This is a genomic window from Noviherbaspirillum album (assembly GCF_035916955.1).
GTDB classification, from domain to species: Bacteria; Pseudomonadota; Gammaproteobacteria; order Burkholderiales; family Burkholderiaceae_D; genus Noviherbaspirillum; species Noviherbaspirillum album.
This window is the reverse complement of record NZ_JAWIIV010000051.1, coordinates 1-19,434: the sequence shown is the minus strand read 5'-3', so window position 1 is coordinate 19,434 and position 19,434 is coordinate 1. Positions and strand designations below refer to the sequence as shown.

Genomic DNA, 19,434 nt, shown 5'->3' with positions numbered 1-19,434 from the left:
GTGGACCACTGGATTATCGCCCCTGTCGTACTTCCGGCCCTCGCCGGCGCGGTGCTGGTCATGCTGCGCTTGCCGCTGGCCGTGCAGCGGATGCTTGGCCTTGCCGCTACCATTGGACTGGTAGCGATTTCAATTCTTCTGGTCATGGCCGCATCTGAAGATGGCCATGCAAGCTACAGCGTTGGAGACTGGCCTTCCCCGTTCGGTATTGTGCTGGTACTTGACCGGCTGTCGGCAGTGATGGTGCTGCTGACGTCGCTGATCGCGGGCTGGAGCCTGCTCTACGCAATTCAGGGCGGAGATACGGCAGGCGGGCACTTTCATGCGCTGTTCCAGTTCCAGCTCATGGGGCTCAATGGCGCATTCCTGACGGGCGACCTGTTCAATCTCTTCGTGTTTTTCGAGGTGCTGCTGATTGCATCCTACTGCTTGCTTCTGCACGGCGGCAAGACGCAACAGCTTATTCCCGGATTGCATTATGTCGCTATCAACTTCCTGGGATCCTTCCTGTTTTTGATTGCAGTCAGCCTTCTGTACGGGATGACCGGTACGCTCAATATGGCCGACATGGCAGTACGGGTAGCCGCAGCCCCGCCGTCGGACGCGGCGCTCATCCGGAGCGGCGCCCTGCTGATGCTGGTGGTATTCGCCGTCAAGGCCGCACTCCTGCCGCTGTACTTCTGGCTTCCCAAGGCCTACAGCGCCGCTGAGGCGCCGGTTGCCGCGCTGTTTGCTGTGATGACCAAGGTCGGCGCCTATGTCATCTTGCGCGTCTACACACTGATTTTCGGGCCGGATGCGGGTGTGGCCGCCAATGTCGCCATACCCTGGCTATTACCTGCCGCCCTGGTGACTCTGGTCGTCGCTACCTTTGGCGTCCTTGCCAGTCCTACCGTGCGGTCGATGGCAGCCTACCTGACCATCGCTTCCGTCGGCACCATCTGCACCGGCATAGGGCTCGCCACCGAGCGGGCTCTTGGCGCGGCGATCTACTATCTGCTGCACAGCACTTTCACCATTGCGCTGCTGTTTCTTGTCGCCGACCTGATCCGGCGCGGCAGGGGGCCGCTTCAGGACCGCATTGAACGGGGCCAGCCGCTTCCGCGGGAAGCTCTGGTGGGGTGTCTGTTCTTCGCTGCGGCGGTTGCAGCGGTCGGCTTGCCGCCGCTGTCCGGTTTTCACGGCAAGGTGCTGCTGCTGCAGGCCGCGGCCGATCATGCAGCAGCAGTCTGGGTCTGGGTTGCGGTATTGATCAATGCATTCCTCGGCTTGATAGCTTTGGCGCGTACCGGGAGCAAGGTCTTCTGGCATACCTCCACCGATGAACCGCCCGCTTCGCCATACCGGACTGCTGCGTTCATGCCGCCGCTGGGGCTGCTGGCGTGCATCATCGCATTAACGGTCTGGGCCGCGCCCGCGGCGACCTACGCTGAAGCGGCAGCATCTCAGCTAATGCGTCCCGCCGGTTATATCCGCAGCGCGCTAGGCCTGCCGGCGACGGCCAGTCCGGTTGCCGCCCCGCCCTCGACAGGAGCACGATGATGATATCCGCACGTTGGTTTCCGCACCCGCTGGTATCGTTGGCATTACTAGCGATCTGGCTCATTCTTAACAGCAGCATCTCGCCAGGGCAGATTCTGCTCGGCCTCCTGCTCGGCTGGGCAATTCCATGGCTCGCTCGCTCTGTCTGGAGCGACGATGTCACCATGCGTCGACCAGCGACGGCGCTACGCCTGCTGGCAACCGTGCTTTACGATATCGTCGTCGCAAACCTCAATGTCGCGCGCCTGGTATTGGGACCGGTCCGGAACCTGCGCCCCGTATTCGTGAGATTACCTCTGGATCTGCAAGAATCCTATGCGATCTGGACCCTTGCAAGCATCATTACCCTCACGCCCGGCACAATATCGTCGGAACTTAGCGCGGACGGCCGGTGGCTACTGGTGCATGTGCTGGACACGGACGATGCCGCCGCCTTGATCGCAGAGATCAAGCAACGCTACGAAGCCCCGTTAAAGGAGATTTTCGAATGCTGACATACGCCATCTGGACTGCCTCGACGGCTTTCGGTATTGCCCTGCTGCTCAATCTCTACCGCCTGATCAAAGGTCCGACCGTGCCTGACCGCATCATCGCCCTTGATACCGCCTATATCAACTCGATTGCAATTCTCGTACTCTATGGCATCCACGAGGCGACCACGCTGTACTTCGAGGTGGCATTATTGATCGCGATCTTCGGCTTTGTCAGTACCGCGATGCTGGCGAAGTACCTGCTGCGCGGCGACATCATTGAATAACGGGAGGCCAGAATGTCAGTCATCATTGAGGTTCTGGTAACGGCGTTCCTGCTGCTTGGCGCCGGCTTCGCGCTCATCGGCTCCTGGGGACTGGTAAAGCTTCCCGACTTCTATACGCGTCTGCACGGCCCGTCCAAGGCCTCGACTCTGGGCGTAGGCGGTACCTTAATCGCCTCCATCATCTATTTTGCGTCACACGGCATGCCTGGCTTGCATGAGTTGCTCATTACGCTGTTCCTTTTCATCAGCACGCCGGTCAGCGCCTATCTATTGATCCGGGCTGCACTGCATTTGAAACTCAAATCCGTTGGAAAGCTGCCGCCCGAAGGAAGCGAAACCCCGCCTGACGACTAGGTAGCAAATCAGGCTGCAAGTCCGGTGCAACTTATACCAATCCCAAGCCATTTCATGACATGAGATCGCGTCTTTTCCCGCCTGGCGGCGTTGCACTCGTTATCCATAGCCCTGCTATGGATTCCTCCCGCGCCTTGCCAGACGAAAAAATCCATCGATCTCATCTGTCATGTCATGACCTGGGAATGGTATGAGGAATGAAATCAGATACGCGATGCCTCTTCAAGAGGAACCAGAAAAAGGAATGCAATGATTTTTACCTTCATCGCAGGCTTGCTCGCTTTGGTTGCTGGCGCCGAAGTGCTCGTGAGAGGCGCATCGAGGCTTGCACTATCGATAGGGATCTCTCCCTTGGTCATTGGATTGACCGTTGTCGCGTTTGGCACAAGTGCACCGGAGGTCGCGGTCTCGGTCGGCGCAGTACTTGATGACAAAAACGATATCGCACTCGGGAACGTTGTGGGCAGCAACATCTTCAACATCCTGTTCATACTCGGATTGTCCGCAGTGATAACGCCCCTGGTGGTTAACCGCCAAATTATCCGTCAGGAAGTCCCGATCATGGTCGGCGCTTCCCTGCTGCTGCTCGTGCTGAGCCTTGACCTGGTGCTCGGCCTGCTGGATTGCGTGCTGCTGAGCTTGTTATTGGTCGCGTATACCGTCTTCCTGGTAGTGCAGTCCCGGCGCGAAGACAAAGGTGAGCCGGATGAATACGAACACCTGACAAAAACCGCAAGCCGATGGGACGCGCATTGGGCGGTACAGGTGCTGCTCATCGTGGCGGGCCTCGGGCTGCTGGTGCTGGGCTCCCGATGGCTGGTCGATGCCGCGGTGGCCTTTGCCAAGGATTTCGGCGTCAGCGACCTGGTGATCGGATTAACCGTTGTCGCAGCTGGAACATCGATGCCGGAAGTGGCTACCTCAGTCATGGCATCGGTGCGCAAGGAGCGCGATATTGCAATCGGCAACGCCATAGGCAGCACCACATTCAATATCCTGGGATGCATTGGCATTTCCGGATTGGTATCGGCGAACGGCCTCGCCGTCCCTCCTTCCGTGCTCAATTTCGATATCTGGATCATGCTTGCCGCAGCATTTGCCTGCCTGCCAGTGTTTTTAACCGGAAGGAAAATCGCTCGATGGGAAGGTGTAATCTTCCTCGCATACTACATCGCATATACAACCTATCTGATAATGGCGGCCCAGGACCACAATGCACTGGAAGCCTTCAGTACCATGATGCTCTCATTCATTTTGCCGATTACCGTGGTGACCTTTGTGGTCATGATACTGAAACCAGGCAACAAGATTTGATACGCACAGTTGAGCATCCGCCCCTTGAAGCAGATAGCACGCATATTACATTCTCNATTACCGTGGTGACCTTTGTGGTCATGATACTGAAACCAGGCAACAAGATTTGATACGCACAGTTGAGCATCCGCCCCTTGAAGCAGATAGCACGCATATTACATTCTCGCTAGAGCGCTTTCGGTTTGACCGGCCTAGGCGAGGCCGAGGTGGTTTGCCGGCGAAACAAGGCGTGGTGACGCGACATGGCGGGCTCGGCGCCCCCGGACCATGGCAAGGAGGACTCGGCGTCCCCACACAACGCAGTGTCGCTGGCAAAGCAGCCGGGATCGTCAGGCAGGCCAAACCGAAATCGCTCATAGCCCGATTACAGGCGAATATGCCTTTCGTTTAAGGCAGGAATAAGATTAAACACTTAGACTTTGGGCGGGGTCCTCTTGCTGTGCAATCGTGGCGTGCAAGGAATTCCTTCCGAGCTGCATTGGCAACCCTGGTTATTGGGTTCGCAGATCGGTAGTTCAACGCACCACGAGTGAGACCCTTTCGTCGGGCTGAACATTTGTCTCGATAGCCGGCTTTTAAAGCACTGGAACTGATGATCAACCCGCTTGGCAGCGATAGAAATCTTCAAAGGAAAATGCAACATGCGTACCTTGCTTGTCCCTTTTGATGGATCGGAAAGCGCCATGCACGCGCTGCAATACGCCATGACCATGGTGGAAGAAGGATTCGCCACGGAGCTTGAAGTATTGCATGTCGGAGATCCGATGCCGATCGGCACCCACGGCGTCATGACCCATGAAGAGATACAGCATCGTGAGGCCGAGGAGTCTGGGCGTATTCTCCATCCGGCACGCAAGCTTCTCGATGAAGCCAAGCTCACTTACCAGGTCCGTTCCCGGGTCGGGTCGGCAGCAAATGAAATTTCAAAGCATGCGAAGGAATGCAGATGTGATGGCATCGTCATGGGTACGCGCGGAATGGGGCCATTTGTCAGTGCAATGATGGGATCGGTAGCAACTCGTGTGGTTAACCTTGCTGACGTTCCGGTCACGCTGGTCAAATGATATTTCGTTAGAGCCGATTGCGGTTGGGTGCGGGGAAGAATCGGTTTGTCTTGGGATGCAGGGCAACGCGAGAGGAGCTCCGTGCGGCGGGCCACACAAGCGACGAATAACGCTGCTATGGTGAAGTGGGCGCAAGCCAGGCCGAGGCAACCGTACACCCATTCGCAATCCGCACTAGATGCGCGGTCCGCGCAGGAAGATCGTCTGGATCAAGCGGTCTATGCCGTGTATGCCGATTTCGTTGCTACGGCGACGTGATAACACTGATCCGGCGCACATCAAGCACGATAACGTCGCCAATTTTTCAATCGACAGGGTTGTTGGCAAATCCGCAACTTGGCTCGATCGGCTCCGCTCCATTTTTCTGGATACCCTCATTTCTCGGCCTCGAATTATTCCTTGCAAATTATCAAAAAAACGGGATCAGATCAAAGTAAGGCATAACGAAGCGATTACCATTACGCCCGGAACGCAGGCATGCCTTGCATGCCGCCTTATGGAAGTTGCTGCAACACCGAATTCACTGACGATTCATCATCGCCCCGGCGATTAAGGAATGTCTCTACAGGAGTATGCCAATTGGATTTTCTTGTCGTCTTGTCCGCCTTGCTATTGTTGATGTTTGCCGCCTATCGTGGTTACAGCGTGATTTTGTTTGCCCCGATCTGCGCATTGCTGGCGGTATTGCTAACCGATCCGTCGATGGTCTTGCCGATGTTTAGCGGCGTCTTCATGGACAAGATGGTAGCGTTTATCAAGCTATATTTCCCTGTTTTTATGCTGGGAGCGGTGTTTGGCAAGGTCATCGAACTATCGGGTTTTTCCAAATCGATCGTGACCGCGGTGATCCGCCTGGTTGGACGCCAGCGGGCTATTCTTTCCATTGTGCTGGTCTGCGCACTGCTCACCTATGGCGGCGTATCGCTGTTCGTGGTGGTTTTCGCGGTGTATCCGTTTGCCGCAGAGATGTTCCGCCAAAGCGATATTCCGAAGCGACTCATCCCCGCAACGATCGCTCTGGGTGCGTTCACATTCACCATGGCGGCGTTGCCCGGTACGCCGCAGATTCAAAACATCATTCCCACCACGTTCTTTAAAACCACCACTTGGGCGGCACCTTGGCTCGGCATCATCGGCACGCTGTTTATCTTCACGGTCGGAATGCTGTATCTCGAGTGGCGCCGCAAAGCGGCTGCCCGGGCCGGGGAAGGATACGGCGACAACCATCAGAACGAACCGGAAAGACTGGATGACGTCACACTGCCCAATCCGTATGTCGCGATATTGCCATTGATCTTGGTGGGCGTACTCAACAAAGTATTCACCAGTCTTATTCCTGTCTATTTCGGCAGCACGCAGACGCTCGACATCTCCGGCCAGCCCCTTACGGTGCAAGTCACTCCACTGGTTGCCATCTGGGCGGTGCAGGGAGCGCTCCTGGGCGGTATCGTGTGCGTCATGCTTTTCGCCTTCAAGTCCGTGGCTTCCCGGTTCGCCGCGGGTTCGACCTCGGCGATCGCCGGCTCACTGCTGGCGTCGATGAATACCGCATCGGAGTATGGATTCGGTGCGGTCATCGCTGCCTTGCCTGGCTTTGCCTGGATCACCGGTGCATTGAAAAACATCCCCAATCCGCTTATCAACGAGGCGGTCAGCGTCAGCCTGCTTGCTGGAATAACCGGGTCCGCTTCGGGCGGAATGAGCATTGCGCTGGCGGCGCTGGCCGATAGCTTCATACAAGCCGCCAACGCCGCCAGTATTCCGCTTGAAGTTTTGCATCGCGTCGCCTCGATGGCCAGCGGAGGCATGGATACCATGCCGCACAACGGTGCGGTCATTACCTTGCTGGCCGTTACCGGCCTTACACATCGGCAGTCCTATCGCGACATATTCGCGGTCTCGGTGGTAATTGCAACCTCAGCGGTATTCGTCGTGATTGGAACCTATTATTTATTTGGGATTTACTGACATTCATGGAATCAGGCGTCATGTTCGTTCCATTATCACGCCCGAGTGGCTCTACAGCATTGCACGAGGTAGCCGCAAGCTGCTCTCGCTCAACAAGCGCAAGTCGCGTTTTCGCTTGATCGGCACGGTCGAACGCAATACCGCAATGGACATATCAGGCGCCGCGATGTCTCGCTGACGCAGTTCGCTGACTGTGTCCATACAGCGGATCAGGCCACGGCAAAAAATCGCGCGGCATGCCCGTAATGCAAAGTGTCATAGGGTATGCGCTGGCTCTGACCTCGCGCCTCGGGTGCGAGCGCAAGCCTATGCAGCACCGGGAAGCTACCAAGGGGCGCGATCTGTAAGATCCATCGTCCGATGCGAATCGGCGAATTGCCATGTTAATCTTGAGTTTTGGATTTGTAACCACTTAGCCCTCAAGGAACAGCATGGCTCTCGAAGTACTTCCCTCCGCCCCTACAGACTTCGACTTTGTCATCGGAGATTGGCTGGTCAAGCATCGCAGGCTAAAGGAACGGCTCGCTAATTGCTATGAATGGATTGAGTTCGACGGCGAAATGTCTACCCGAAAGATTTTGGGCGGTTATGGCAATGTCGAGGACAATGTCCTTTACTTCCCCGAAGGCGAGTTCCGCGCTATCGCACTTCGCTCTTACGATACAACTACGGCAACATGGTCGATCTGGTGGTTGGATGGCCGTTTTCCTGACCGTATCGATGTTCCGGTTGTCGGCGGCTTCAACGATGGTGTCGGCACCTTCTTTGCAAGGGATCGTGCTGCGGGTGTTCCGGTAACGGTCCGCTTCATCTGGTCACAAGCCGGTGCCGACGAATTGCGATGGGAGCAGGCATTTTCACCCGACGATGGTTCGACTTGGGAGACCAACTGGACCATGACCTTCTACCGCCGGTCGGAAAGCTAACAATTCATCCAAGCCGACGCTGCTTTCGATCACGACCTAATTCAAACGCCATCGGCACGAGACCGGTCATGGTTATGTAGACCGAAGTTTCAAGACCGGAAAGTGCAGGAATAGATCGACTTTCCTGTAAGAATAAATGCATGGGAACTGTTGCAGTCTCTCCGATGGAATTATACGGAGCATGGTGCCGAATAACATCAGCAAGTTAATCGCAAGAAACTTCTATTTTCAGTCGGCAAAAGAAGTGAGGCCGCGGGTCGCTGTGCTTATAGATCGGCCCGAAAATATGTTAGGCCGGATCCCCTCACCCCGGCCATCTCCCAGAAGGTGGGGGCCGGGATGAGGGAGAGACCATCGAACCGAAAAACGAATCATTTTTCGGGTCGAATCAACAATCTCCAAACACGCAATATCTTCGGCTGGCCATAAGCCGACGCTGACCCGCCAGCCGTCTTTGGACGCATCGGTGGTTTCGATCTGGCATCGCGAGCCGATACAGGTCACGTTGGCCCATTCCATCCAAGGCAGCCAACATGGCCGTGACGGCTGGAGGCGCTTCCGCCATGCAATGACGATCAATATTCCTGCCGCCATTTACATTTGCGGCAAATGAGATTCGCGGCATATCGTGCCGCACTTTTTCACTCATTCTGCATCATTATTTTAGAGGGCGACCAAGGAGCTTCTTCATGAAGATAGAGCGAGAGCTGAGTCTGAGAGCGGTAATTACCGGCACCCTGATAGGCATTCTGCTGACACCATCGAATGTCTATGCCGGGCTGAAAATCGGTTGGTCGTTCAACATGTCGATCATTGCCCTCCTGATCGGATTCGGTTTCTGGCAAGGCATGGCAAATACTTTCAAGCGGCAGCCCGCTTGGACTCTCCACGAAAGCAACATTAACCAGACGGTCGCTTCCGCTGCTGCTTCCATCATTTCCGGCGGCTTGGTTGCTCCAATTCCGGCCTATACCCTGCTCACTGGCGACGCGCTTGACCCATTGCCCATGATGGCATGGGTATTTTCCGTCAGCTTTCTCGGAATCTGGATTGCATGGTACTTGCGCCCATCCCTTGTCAACGATCCGGACCTGAAATTTCCGGAAGGCATAGCCACGCTGGAGACGCTCAAGCATATTTACAGTCATGGGCACGAGGCCGGCAGGAGGCTCAACGTGTTATTCAGCGCTGCGTTGTTCGCCGGTGTGCTCAAGTGGATTGACGATTTTTATTGGAAATTCCCGCGCTGGTCACCAAATCCAAGTTTGGAGAGGCTTACTTTTACGATTGATCCGTCGATGCTTCTCCTCGGCTTCGGCGGCATTATCGGTTTGCGTGTCGGACTATCCCTTTTGTTCGGCGCTATCCTTGCCTGGGCTGGCATCGCGCCTTGGCTGCTCGAACAAGGCTTGGTGATTCTGCCTAAGGGAAGCAGCGGTCCGCAGTTTTCCATCTTCATCGAATGGCTGCTTTGGCCAGGCGTAAGCTTGATGGTGTGTGCGACGCTTTCCTCCCTGGGCCTGCGCTTGCTGCAGGAACGCCGCAAGCTAAGGCATCTCGCGAAGCCTGCCGCGAGCAGACCGGAAATGATGCCGGCCATCGGCCTTTGCCTCGCGGTGCTGCTAGTCGTGGTGCTGCAGTCAATGTTCTTCGGTATTGCTCCCCTGCTCGCCCTCCTTACGATTCCCCTTGCACTATGTCTTGCTGCGGTAGCCGCGCGCGTCGTAGGGACCACAGGCATCCCTCCGATCGGCGCCATTGGGCAGTTGTCCCAACTGGGATTCGGGATTGTCGCACCAGGCCAGGTGCCGATCAACCTGATGGGTGCGAACACTGCCGGCGGGGCCGCTGGTCAATGTACCGATCTGATGAACGACTTCAAGGTTGGGAGGGCTATAGGGGCAACGCCATGGAAGCAAGTAGTGGCACAGTGTGTCGGCATTGGTATAGGTAGCGTCATCGGCGTGCTGGCATACAAGGCGCTGATTCCTGATCCGAAGACCATGCTGCTGACCGAAGCATGGCCCGCTCCCGCAGCGGCGACATGGAAGGCAGTCGCCCAGACATTAACTCTTGGACTGGATTCCTTATCGACCAGCGTGCGCTGGGCCGTCCTGCTCGCAGGTTTCGTTGGAATCGTGCTCAGCATGCTTGAAGTCTTCGTAGTACGCCGAATCGCTTACCTGCCGAGCGCCGCCGCACTTGGCTTGTCGTTTATCTTGCCAGCCTCGGTATCCATCATGATGGCTGCCGGCGCCATGCTGACATGGTTAATCAGCCGATGGCGGCCGCATATTGCCGAACAGTTCGTGCTCGCCGCCGCAGCCGGCCTGATTGCGGGTGAAAGCATGACCGGAGTAGGTGCATCACTCTGGCAGATGTACCGTGGTTGAAAGCATCTTCCGGCAGTTTTCATTTAACAATCCCGGCGAAGAATCCGCAGAGCGCTAGAGCCTGTTCGATATCTTGTTGGCATGGCGTTCGGGCGAGAAGGGATGCAGCGCAACGCCGCAATGCGCCGGGAGCGCCGAGCCCTTCCCGCCCGAACCCTTCGGGCAGTCCCTCAGACCAGTCGCCTGCAGTGTTGCAGCTCCTTGCCGTAGTACGGGGGCGCCGAGCCCGCTACGACGCGACGCTGCGCCTAGCATTCGACCGGTTTGCGGGGCTGCGCCATGCCAGAAAGATATCGAACAGGCTCTTACTAATTTTGATGCGATAGCTTTGCTGCGTTGGACACCGAACAGTACTAATTAGAGTTTTAAAGTAGACGATGGAACTATGCCGAAGACTTTGCTACACAGAACGCATCCACCGACGCTGTTGCTGACTCGTTTACTCAATTCGACTAAGCAGGTGCAATGATATTTTTTGACAAAGCGTGCATTTGTATCTCGCTCCCTCACCCGCAGGCGGGAGAGGGTTGGAGTGAGAGTGTTTGTGACGAAGATCGGTCTTGACACATCCCCTCATCTCCGGCCATCACTGCGCCCCGCTTGCGGGAAAGGGGAAAAAGACACGACTTGTCAAACAACTTTTTCTGCAATGCTTAGTTCGGTTCGTCAGGAGTCGCAGTCGGATAAAGACAAAAACGGTGCACTTAAAACTTTCAAAGGAAATAATGGAACCGTACAAAAGATCTTGTTACATACAGTACCTATTCACCACATCAGAATGGAAGCCAATGCATCTGTCAGTAGCAAATCTTTGCCTGCATCGACTTTAACTGCACATCCTGGATCTGGAATTTCCGATACGGGAAGGCCAGATGCAAGCACATCAACAACAAGTTCAAGAACCTCTTCCGAACGCCAAGAACTTGTCGGAACGTTTTAAAACGGAGTATTCAAAACTAAGGTCACTTACTAATCTTGTTGGAGTTTTTATGTTTAATCGCAATGTTGGCAGCACAAGTCTTTTAAACGTTTCATATCAAATCCACAATAATTTGCCGCATCAACAAACTGGATCTTCTAGTGCCCTTTCACAAAAAATTCCGGCAGATACGGCCATTCCGACCGGATCATCAAGACATCGTGGTCGCGGGACTTTCCGTCGCTTGCTTGCCACACCCGATCGTGAGGAAGGAGGGAGCCGATCACGTCTTAGAAGCCTAGCCAGCAATTTGTTCCGCCGAAATCGTTCAGAATCAGTTACCCCCTCCCGGTCACAAACCGCGTCAACTGAGCGCGCGGGGGCAAGAAGCCCTCTTAGTATGCAGTTCAGCGATCTCAGCGGCCGATTCAGCTCTGTGTCCATGAAGCTCAGGAACAGAGAACGCGATGCACAATATGCACGGCGCCGTGCGGAAATTCGAGCAGAACGCACCAATGCAGCGTTAGCCTCTACAGCCACGGCCGAGACGTCCGGTAACGGTGCGATTCGCTCTCAGGTGTCCACTTCGATCCGAAACGCCTTGTTGAACACAAGAGACAGGGAAGATGCAGTATTTTTGATGGTGGGCTACTCGCCTACTGGTGGAGGGCACACCGGGCGCACACTGGATATTATCGATATAGCGCTAAACGATAACAATCTCAAGGAAGGTGATACAGCCATCTTCCACGTTCCGAGTATTTGGAACGATAAGCCGCGCCCAAGTCAGCTTGATAGCTTGGCGCAAAAGATGCAAGCCCGAGGCATTACCGTAGTAATGGCAGAAGCAGACAAATCTGTACATGGTTACCTGAAGCCGGACGGCAGTTCCGACGACCCAAAAATTCTTGAGCGCTTTGCGTTATTACCTAAGCGGGCGCGCGCGGATGTCACCTCGATTCTTGATGCAAAGCCCTATGCAAAGAATGGCGACTTCGCTGAAATGCCATCCATTAGCGCCAACCACCTCATGGACTCGCTTGAAGAAATCATTGGAGGCGACGCGATGAGAACGAAGGTAAAAGTGTTGACAGACATGGACCCGTCTCTTCAAAAGGCAGCAAAGATTTACGAGGTGCCGGGCGATAATCGAGTGGACCAGCAGAATCATGCCATCCTGCTGGCCCTTGATCCCAATCTGCGTCGGATACAGAACGATAATTTCAGGCCGGAGCTGGGTCTGCTCGCAAAAGTAATAAGTGGGAACAAGGAGCATGTTTCACATATTGGCCTCGGCGACAGGAATACCCTCTTAGGGGTAGTTAATGCAGCGAGGACACTGGGTATCGTTCCAGATGATACGAAGTTGTCTGCGCGGAATAAGGTCGTCGACTTTCTTCTGGCAAATGGAAACCCTGTTAACATCAAAGGCCCCGGACAGGTTCAGGGCATCATGACGCATGGAGACGTTCAAACTGCAAAAGATATTGACAATGTAGTCTACGTCTATGCGCACGGAAATCAGAACGCCGTTGCACAAAAAGTGAATTCCGAACTCGACCGGTCCGAAGATCAAGCGCGACTAACTGCGGAGAAAATCCATCATCAGATCACGCGCGGCGCCGAAACTGCACAGGAATATCGCCGTACGATGTTCGTCTTCTGTGGGCCGAATACACTCAGAACCAATGCCGACGGCAGTTCAAAAGGAAACGCCATGCATCTCGCCTATCTTGCTGATGGAGATGGAGTTACTACGTCCGGGGCCGGTACGCATGGTGAATTTTCATATCTGCACAAGTCCTGCGGCTCGCAATCGCGCCTATTGGCATTGCCGATTGCTGGTCACAATGAACAAGAAGCTAATGCTTCCTATCTTGCAGAGGATGACGCGACTGGCGAATATGTGACTGTGCGCGCGGAGGGTGAACATCTGGACGCAGCGGTCAATACCTTCGTGAAGGTGTCCTATGACGCTGCGGAAGGAAAATATGCGAACGGCACAATGCAACAATTCCTCGCTAGCGTCTCCGAAAACAATAGCTATGCCAGACAAGGCAAGCAAATACTCTTCGACAATATGATTTCTCCCGAATCGGAACATATCCGAACAACAGAGATTTCCATGCGTGACCGGCCAGAATTGACCGCGGCGAGGAAATATATGAAGTTGGCCTTTCAAGCAATGGTCGAGATCGAGAGCGTTTTGAACCGATCACCAGGCGAAGAAGAAAATCTGCGGGATCCAGGCAATATCCGAATTCAGATACAGATGTCGCAAAAGAGCGCTCCTCAGACATTGACACTTTCTCAATTGTCTAGACAGCTCAACAGCAAACGAGATCTAACCAACCTTTTAGGAGCAGATTCGAAAGCCAGGGATCTCGCCGGTTTAAAGAATATGACAAGAAATCTGATTACAAATATTGCAGCGGGCAGCCTTAGCAAAGCGGATATTAAACGGGAAATTCATCTTATTAAAGAGCGCTTTGGCCATGAGCTCACAACCGGCTTCTGATGGCGATAAATGCCCATGCAGTTCCGTCGGCCAACAATCAATGCAAATGTAATGCGCGCGGAAGCTTTGCATTGACTCCACCCACAAGATATTGGAAGCATTAATTTAGAAGATGCCTAATGCTGGTCATTGGCAAAATGACCAGCGTTAGTTCTATTTAATAAATAAAGATTACATACCATAAAATGCGTACCACATCTATACCGCCCACGAGAGCTAACCTAGTCGTCCAGCCCGCTACTCAACATATCTTGCAACCATCGGTCGACAATTTTCGCAGCGCAGCTACGACCAACGTCAAGGTCCAGACGAGCACAAGCGATGCCGATCCCTGGAGAAAGCCTCGTGGCTCGAACCTTGGTCAAAGAGGTCGTAACCTCCCTAGCCTTAATATCGGCTTCACCGATCCGCTAGGCGTAACGACAAATGGCGCGATCCTCTCCTGCTCCCGCTTTAAAGCCTCCAGCATCAGAAGCACCACTCGAAACGGCAGCTCTCCCGCTCCGCAATCTCGTCCGCGCATTTCGCAGCGAGAGGTTGTAACTAACGTATCCGGTAACGGGATTGCGCTGCTCGATGGCAACCTCTTCGCATGGGATCCCCAATCCGGCGGCTGGTATCGATCACATACTGGCGAAGACGGAATCAAATCCCTTAAACTGGGTGCGAACAACAGTGAAATATGGGCGTTGGCAAACTCGGGCAACTTGGCGATTGTTCGGGATGACGGTTCGCTTTCTCCTGTCAGCCGAACAGCATTACCGGATACGTCCACCGACTTCGCGGTTTCGCCTGGAGGCTCCATCGCATATATAAACGCCGGTCAGGTAAGCATTCGATTTCCAGGTGCTGACGCTGCCATTGCCTTGAATATGCCTGATGGCATGAATGCGCCGCACTCTGTGGCGATTACCAACGACGGACAACTCTATGTCTTATCGGAGAGCAACAGGCTATGTGCCATCTCGCTTCGGGATGCCGCTGAACACGCCAAAAATGCCGAAATTCCTAATGTTACCCGCCTCAATTGGCAGGAGATTGCAATAGGCGCCACTCACGTCTCTTCTTCGGAAAGGCAAACCGGAGCTGCGGAGAGCGCAGGCCCCAATTATCTCTCCGTGCTGCCAGACGGCCGTCTCGGCGCATGCATCAATCAGCAACTCTTGAAATACGAAAACCGTAATTGGATACCAGCAGGTCAAGGCGGCCCGACGGCAATCGAGGCTCAGTATGCAAGCATTCCGGCCGCAAAACCTTGGGCGACGACCTTCCTCAACAAATTTAATGCCAGCGGCCTGCGTTACAGTTTGCCGGGGAATGGAAATGGAGACGTACCTTCTCGCAACAATAAAACATTAAAAAACGAACTTGCCATCGATTTCGCGCAACTTGGCCGTGTTGTCGCCTCTGCCGCCACTGCCGGCGGAACTCGATTCACAAGTCTTGCCCCCCAGCGCAGAACTGCGATAGAGAACATGCTGCATCCGGCCCCAGGGGCTGGAGTGGACGGTAATGCCAGCCGTGCACTAGATATTCTTGAAGCGAATTTCGACAAACTTCCGAAAAACGCATCGATACAAAAATTGAATAACCCAGATCATAACGCCATCCAAGCACTGTACACCTTTAGGCGTAGAATTCTGGGGCGCAACGATGAGGATAATGTTGGGCGTCGTCTGCGCGCCTTGCTGCATGCAAACGTATGCATCCCAATAAGTAACAAGGAATTTGCCATACCGGTCGGGAAAATGGTTCATGACCATGCCTGCCTAATGCAGGCAATCCAGGAGCCGCAGCAGGACCGCTTCGACTTATGGAGCCGACGAATTGACGGCGTAGTCCGCGGCGACGCGGCAAGCAACCTAGTCAGTACGCTCTTCAAAGCGGGAATCTACGACCAAGTGACTTACGAACGTCTGAGCGACGCAAGCATGAGCGCCTCTAACAGTCTGCAGCAGAAAAACCTGAGGCTTGTGCGTCAATTGCAATCAGCCGATACCTCTGTCGCAGGAGAAGTGGCGGACCGGCTGGCAGCGGCAGTCAACAGCCTCAGGCCGAATAATGAGGCTCTGTCCCTTGTTTTCAGCAGCGGCGCGGGTTTTGACCTGGAAGGATTGTGGGCATTCTTCAACGTCGACGCGCAAACCGTGGGCCTAAAGGGACCAAACGTCATTTCCTTTAACGCAAAACCTATTCTGACGCCGATTGCAACCGGCTTCAAGACTAGAGATATTGGCGTCGATATTGCCCGCACGGAGAAAGGGCTGAGAATAACCTTAAGCGAAACAAGCGGAACGTCGGCTTCAGCCAGCCTGCGTTTTCAATGGCGTTTCGGCGGAGCCTCGCCGGCTTACAAGAATGTGGTGACTCTCATCGGCGTTGCAGGTTTTGAGGCAGCACCAGTGGTTGGAGCTTCCGCGAATAATACGAAACGCATCAGCCTCGAATTCGAGCATGATGATAATGGGACATTGCACGAGTTGGTTCGCGAGCTCTGCGAGGGCAACGTGGATCTCGAGAAGCTGCTGAAGTCCGCCAGCGAGGTCACCAATTCGGATGGGCAAACCCGCAAGCTTAAGGGAGAAGTGTATGCGCACGGCTTCGTTGCCGGGCGCGCTCTTTACGGGCAAGATCGAAGCGATATCGCGCAGGGCCTGTATCTTGGCGCAAGTAACCTGCTTGTTCCGGCGCTCGACCAGGTTAGCGTTTCAAACGAGTGGGCTTGGTCGAATTCCCACTCTCGCGACACGAATGGAAGAAAAACCTTTTCGTCAAATGCCACCTCTACCGGAAGTATCGATTTCAACCACATTAGCGTCTTGGATGTATCGACCTGGATTTCGTCGAACATAGATCCTCAACGCGGGTCGTCGACACAACTTCAGTGGAAGGTCCCCCTGTTCCTAGGAGTCTGGAGCAAGAATCTTTGGTCTAACAACGTTAGTCTTGGCAGTGCCAATGCACATTTCCAGGCGGACGGACAACTCACCGGCGCGTCGGTGACACTGCAAGCGAATGCCTCGCAATCTCACGGCGAAAATCTAAAGGCAAGTATTTCCGGCGCACCAACTGAGGGTCAATTGACTAAAGAGAAATTTCCATCGCTCGAAGCACTTACGCGACAACTACCCGGCATCGACAAATACATCTCGATTTTGAACAACACCGCAGGAGCGCGGCCAGCTGTTACATTGGAGCTCACCACCGCCGCATTGGATACCTTGCGCGCACAACTCCTCGCCCTTCCGCGACGGGGCTCGCCGGAAGCGCAAAGAGAGCAGATAAACAGAATGACCGCAGAAGCACTTAGCAACCCAGCGAATTTGAGAATTACGAACATTGACTTGCATGAAAACAAGTCGACCGCATCGCCCCAGATCGCTGCATTCGGACCACTCAGGCATATCAATAGCCAGAGTATGTCGATCAGCAAGCACTCTGCGAGCATAACCATCTCCTATAGAGGTAACGACGCTGTGGAGTTCAAGGTTGCAGGATCGCTTCTACTGGGTGATGCAGAGCAACCGGAATCCAAGCAGATCTTCAATATTTCACGCTACGACCCTGAAACGATTAATGGCGTCATACAGCGTGAAGCAAATCCATTTCAAGCCATGCTTGCACAGCGCATCCCTGAGGGCAGGAAGTTGGAAGCAGCCTCAATTGAAAATGATCGTGCGGCGGTATTTGCATCCAATGCAGATGATGAGATGAGCATTGCAGCCGGTGCGCTATGTATGTTGGACGGCAGTCTATTCTATCGTCCGAGGTCTGCGCAGGCCGGCGAACTTGTTCAAGTGCCGCTGAGCATTCAGCAAGAAATTATGCAGGACAGCCTCGAAAGCATCCTGCATTTGATGGCTGCGCGCGCAAGTGGCGTACTGAGAAATGGTCCGACCAAAGCGCAGGAAGCAGCCTTGAGCGAGTTACCGCGGACTCAACGCCAGGCCGTATCAACGGAATATGGATTCGCCTCGGGGCAGCTGAATACCGCGATCAATATTTTCGACATTCTGAACGTATGCCGCAATACTGGCGAGGATATTGACGCCAAGTTGAATCCGGCCCAGAAACTAGTGTTGGAAACATTTTTGCCTGCCAATGCACCCCGGCCAGATGCGGCTTCTCCTCACGACTCTGCGCACCAACGCGAGGGTTCAATTCCGCAGTACTCAGTCGATAATCTGCGTCGCCTTCTTGAGGACCGAGATCTTTACTCGGTGTTCAAGGCAAATGTCTTGTCACAGCAAAGGCGCGCGGCAATCGGTAATTGATTGGGCGAACCGATCCCTTACCGAAGAGGTCCATGAGTTTGATCATGAGTCGTGTTGAAATTGAAGTTCACTAAAGACCTGGACTGAGGTAGCCTGATATTGACGGACACTCCCGTTCGATGAACTAAGTCAAAGGGAGAAATCATGACGAGAGCAAATCTGAGGACTTATACGCCTGAGTTTCGCGGGAAGGCGACTTGCAGGCCGCCTGAGACGTGAGTGTCCATCATTGACAGTACACCTCATTGGCGGTGCGCCGCCATACCGCAGCTTGCCGATGTGCCTGTGCCGGCCGATATTCCCGCTCGTCGCGGTTGCGCTGCAGTTCCCGACTGATCGTCGACTTGTGCAGCTTCATGAGCCTGGCAATGCTGCTGCAGCCATGTCCTGCCTTCTTTAGTATGTAGATCCGGTATCGTTCGTCTTGGGTGCGGTATGTGTAGAGCATTTCGGGCAACTTTGACTTGGCGGTCTTGGGGTTCGGATGCTACCGCACCTTGCCTTCCGCCTTGGTTCTTCAAGTTGCACTTCCAAGTTGAATCCGCGACCTTTGCGCGCAGTGCACAAAAACACTTATGTTCTACGAACTAAAGTGAACTGAAACCGGCGCGGCGTTTTGCTGAAGAATGGCTCTGACAGGCAGCTCTTCGAGGGGCCCTTGATTTCTGGCCCGACGATATACCTCATGTTTCTCCGCCCCCGAAAACTGAAGGACAATAAGTCTTGAGTTGAGTACTGCGGCCGGTGTCATCGTAATTCTCCGGGTGCGTGCGCTTGATGACGCCAGCAGCGTACAAGGACTGCTCGATCGAAGGCATTCATCTATTGCCGGAGAATCAGGAAACCAGGATGCCGTATGGCCGTCCGGCCCCAGACCCATTACGGTTACATCAAACGGCTCGCGACTCAATTCGGCAAGCTCGCTCGCATTGAAGCAAGGGGCTTTTGCCTCGCCGAACCTGTCAACCAATGGGATGAAACGCGATGCCGAAGCCGGACCGACGAGCAGATTCCGGCGTACTGTGAGCTCATTGCTCTCGATGGAGTCGGGATCTACCAGACGATCATCAACAAGGGTAACCGTAACCCGTTCCCAAGGCAGGTCTTTTTTAGATAGGATTTGAAACATTGGCACCGGTGAACGACCGCCGGATACGACCAACGTGGCGCGGCCGCGAAGATCTATTGCGTTTTTAAGCGCGGAAGCGATCTCATCAGCCGTGCACTCGGCGAGAGCCTCGTCGCTTGCATGCGGATGCTCCGAAATCTTTGGTGTGAGTTCTGGCTTCATCAGAATGACAGGAGTTTGCTTATTTGGCATTGGCTAGCGCCATGGTGGTGTCGAGCATGCGGTTGGAGAAGCCCCACTCGTTGTCGTACCAGGATGAAACTTTCACCAGGCGGC

General features: G+C 54.3%; 13 protein-coding genes and 1 pseudogene. 12 read left to right on the top strand and 2 right to left on the bottom strand.

Translation table 11 applies throughout. The features are described from left to right. From RY831_RS29910 to RY831_RS29855, 12 genes are all read left to right on the top strand, one after another. The gene (locus RY831_RS29910; RefSeq protein ID WP_326509982.1) at window positions 1-1,542 is read left to right on the top strand and encodes a monovalent cation/H+ antiporter subunit D; all 1,542 of its coding nucleotides are present in this window, start codon (window positions 1-3) and stop codon (window positions 1,540-1,542) included. Beyond that, window positions 1,539-2,036: a Na+/H+ antiporter subunit E gene (locus RY831_RS29905; RefSeq protein ID WP_326509981.1), complete on the top strand. Its 498-nt coding sequence runs from the start codon at window positions 1,539-1,541 to the stop codon at window positions 2,034-2,036. The genes RY831_RS29910 and RY831_RS29905 overlap by 4 nt, the downstream gene beginning before the upstream one ends. Next, window positions 2,030-2,299 (top strand): K+/H+ antiporter subunit F, encoded by a 270-nt coding sequence (locus RY831_RS29900; protein ID WP_326509980.1) that lies wholly within the window; start codon window positions 2,030-2,032, stop codon window positions 2,297-2,299. The genes RY831_RS29905 and RY831_RS29900 overlap by 7 nt, the downstream gene beginning before the upstream one ends. Before the next feature lie 12 nt (window positions 2,300-2,311). Continuing rightward, window positions 2,312-2,653: a Na+/H+ antiporter subunit G gene (locus RY831_RS29895; protein WP_326509979.1), complete on the top strand. Its 342-nt coding sequence runs from the start codon at window positions 2,312-2,314 to the stop codon at window positions 2,651-2,653. Between the two features lie 249 nt (window positions 2,654-2,902). Then, complete coding sequence (locus RY831_RS29890) at window positions 2,903-3,967, top strand: calcium/sodium antiporter (protein ID WP_326509978.1); 1,065 nt, start codon at window positions 2,903-2,905, stop codon at window positions 3,965-3,967. Window positions 3,968-4,608: 641 nt separating this feature from the next. Next, window positions 4,609-5,031 carry a universal stress protein gene (locus RY831_RS29885; RefSeq protein ID WP_326509977.1) on the top strand — a complete coding sequence of 141 codons (423 nt, stop codon included), beginning with the start codon at window positions 4,609-4,611 and terminating at the stop codon, window positions 5,029-5,031. A 579-nt stretch (window positions 5,032-5,610) separates the two neighbouring features. Beyond that, on the top strand, window positions 5,611-6,999 hold the full coding sequence (locus RY831_RS29880) for a GntP family permease (RefSeq protein WP_326509976.1): 1,389 nt from the start codon (window positions 5,611-5,613) through the stop codon (window positions 6,997-6,999). Window positions 7,000-7,430: 431 nt separating this feature from the next. After that, window positions 7,431-7,925 carry a DUF1579 domain-containing protein gene (locus RY831_RS29875; protein WP_326509975.1) on the top strand — a complete coding sequence of 165 codons (495 nt, stop codon included), beginning with the start codon at window positions 7,431-7,433 and terminating at the stop codon, window positions 7,923-7,925. A 689-nt stretch (window positions 7,926-8,614) separates the two neighbouring features. After that, window positions 8,615-10,318, top strand: a complete 1,704-nt coding sequence (locus RY831_RS29870) for an OPT family oligopeptide transporter (RefSeq protein ID WP_326509974.1) — start codon at window positions 8,615-8,617, stop codon at window positions 10,316-10,318. Between the two features lie 538 nt (window positions 10,319-10,856). Further along, window positions 10,857-11,258 carry a hypothetical protein gene (locus tag RY831_RS29865; protein ID WP_326509973.1) on the top strand — a complete coding sequence of 134 codons (402 nt, stop codon included), beginning with the start codon at window positions 10,857-10,859 and terminating at the stop codon, window positions 11,256-11,258. A gap of 49 nt (window positions 11,259-11,307) precedes the next feature. Continuing rightward, window positions 11,308-13,755: a hypothetical protein gene (locus tag RY831_RS29860; RefSeq protein ID WP_326509972.1), complete on the top strand. Its 2,448-nt coding sequence runs from the start codon at window positions 11,308-11,310 to the stop codon at window positions 13,753-13,755. 251 nt (window positions 13,756-14,006) lie between these two features. Continuing rightward, the gene (locus tag RY831_RS29855) at window positions 14,007-18,029 is read left to right on the top strand and encodes an NHL repeat-containing protein (protein ID WP_326509971.1); all 4,023 of its coding nucleotides are present in this window, start codon (window positions 14,007-14,009) and stop codon (window positions 18,027-18,029) included. A 244-nt stretch (window positions 18,030-18,273) separates the two neighbouring features. Here RY831_RS29855 and RY831_RS29850 read toward each other — a convergent pair. Beyond that, window positions 18,274-18,477 (bottom strand): annotated as a pseudogene (locus RY831_RS29850) (helix-turn-helix domain-containing protein); the annotation flags it as partial. 132 nt (window positions 18,478-18,609) lie between these two features. Beyond that, complete coding sequence (pgl, locus tag RY831_RS29845) at window positions 18,610-19,350, bottom strand: 6-phosphogluconolactonase (protein WP_326509969.1); 741 nt, start codon at window positions 19,348-19,350, stop codon at window positions 18,610-18,612. Between the last annotated feature and the right edge of the window lie 84 nt (window positions 19,351-19,434).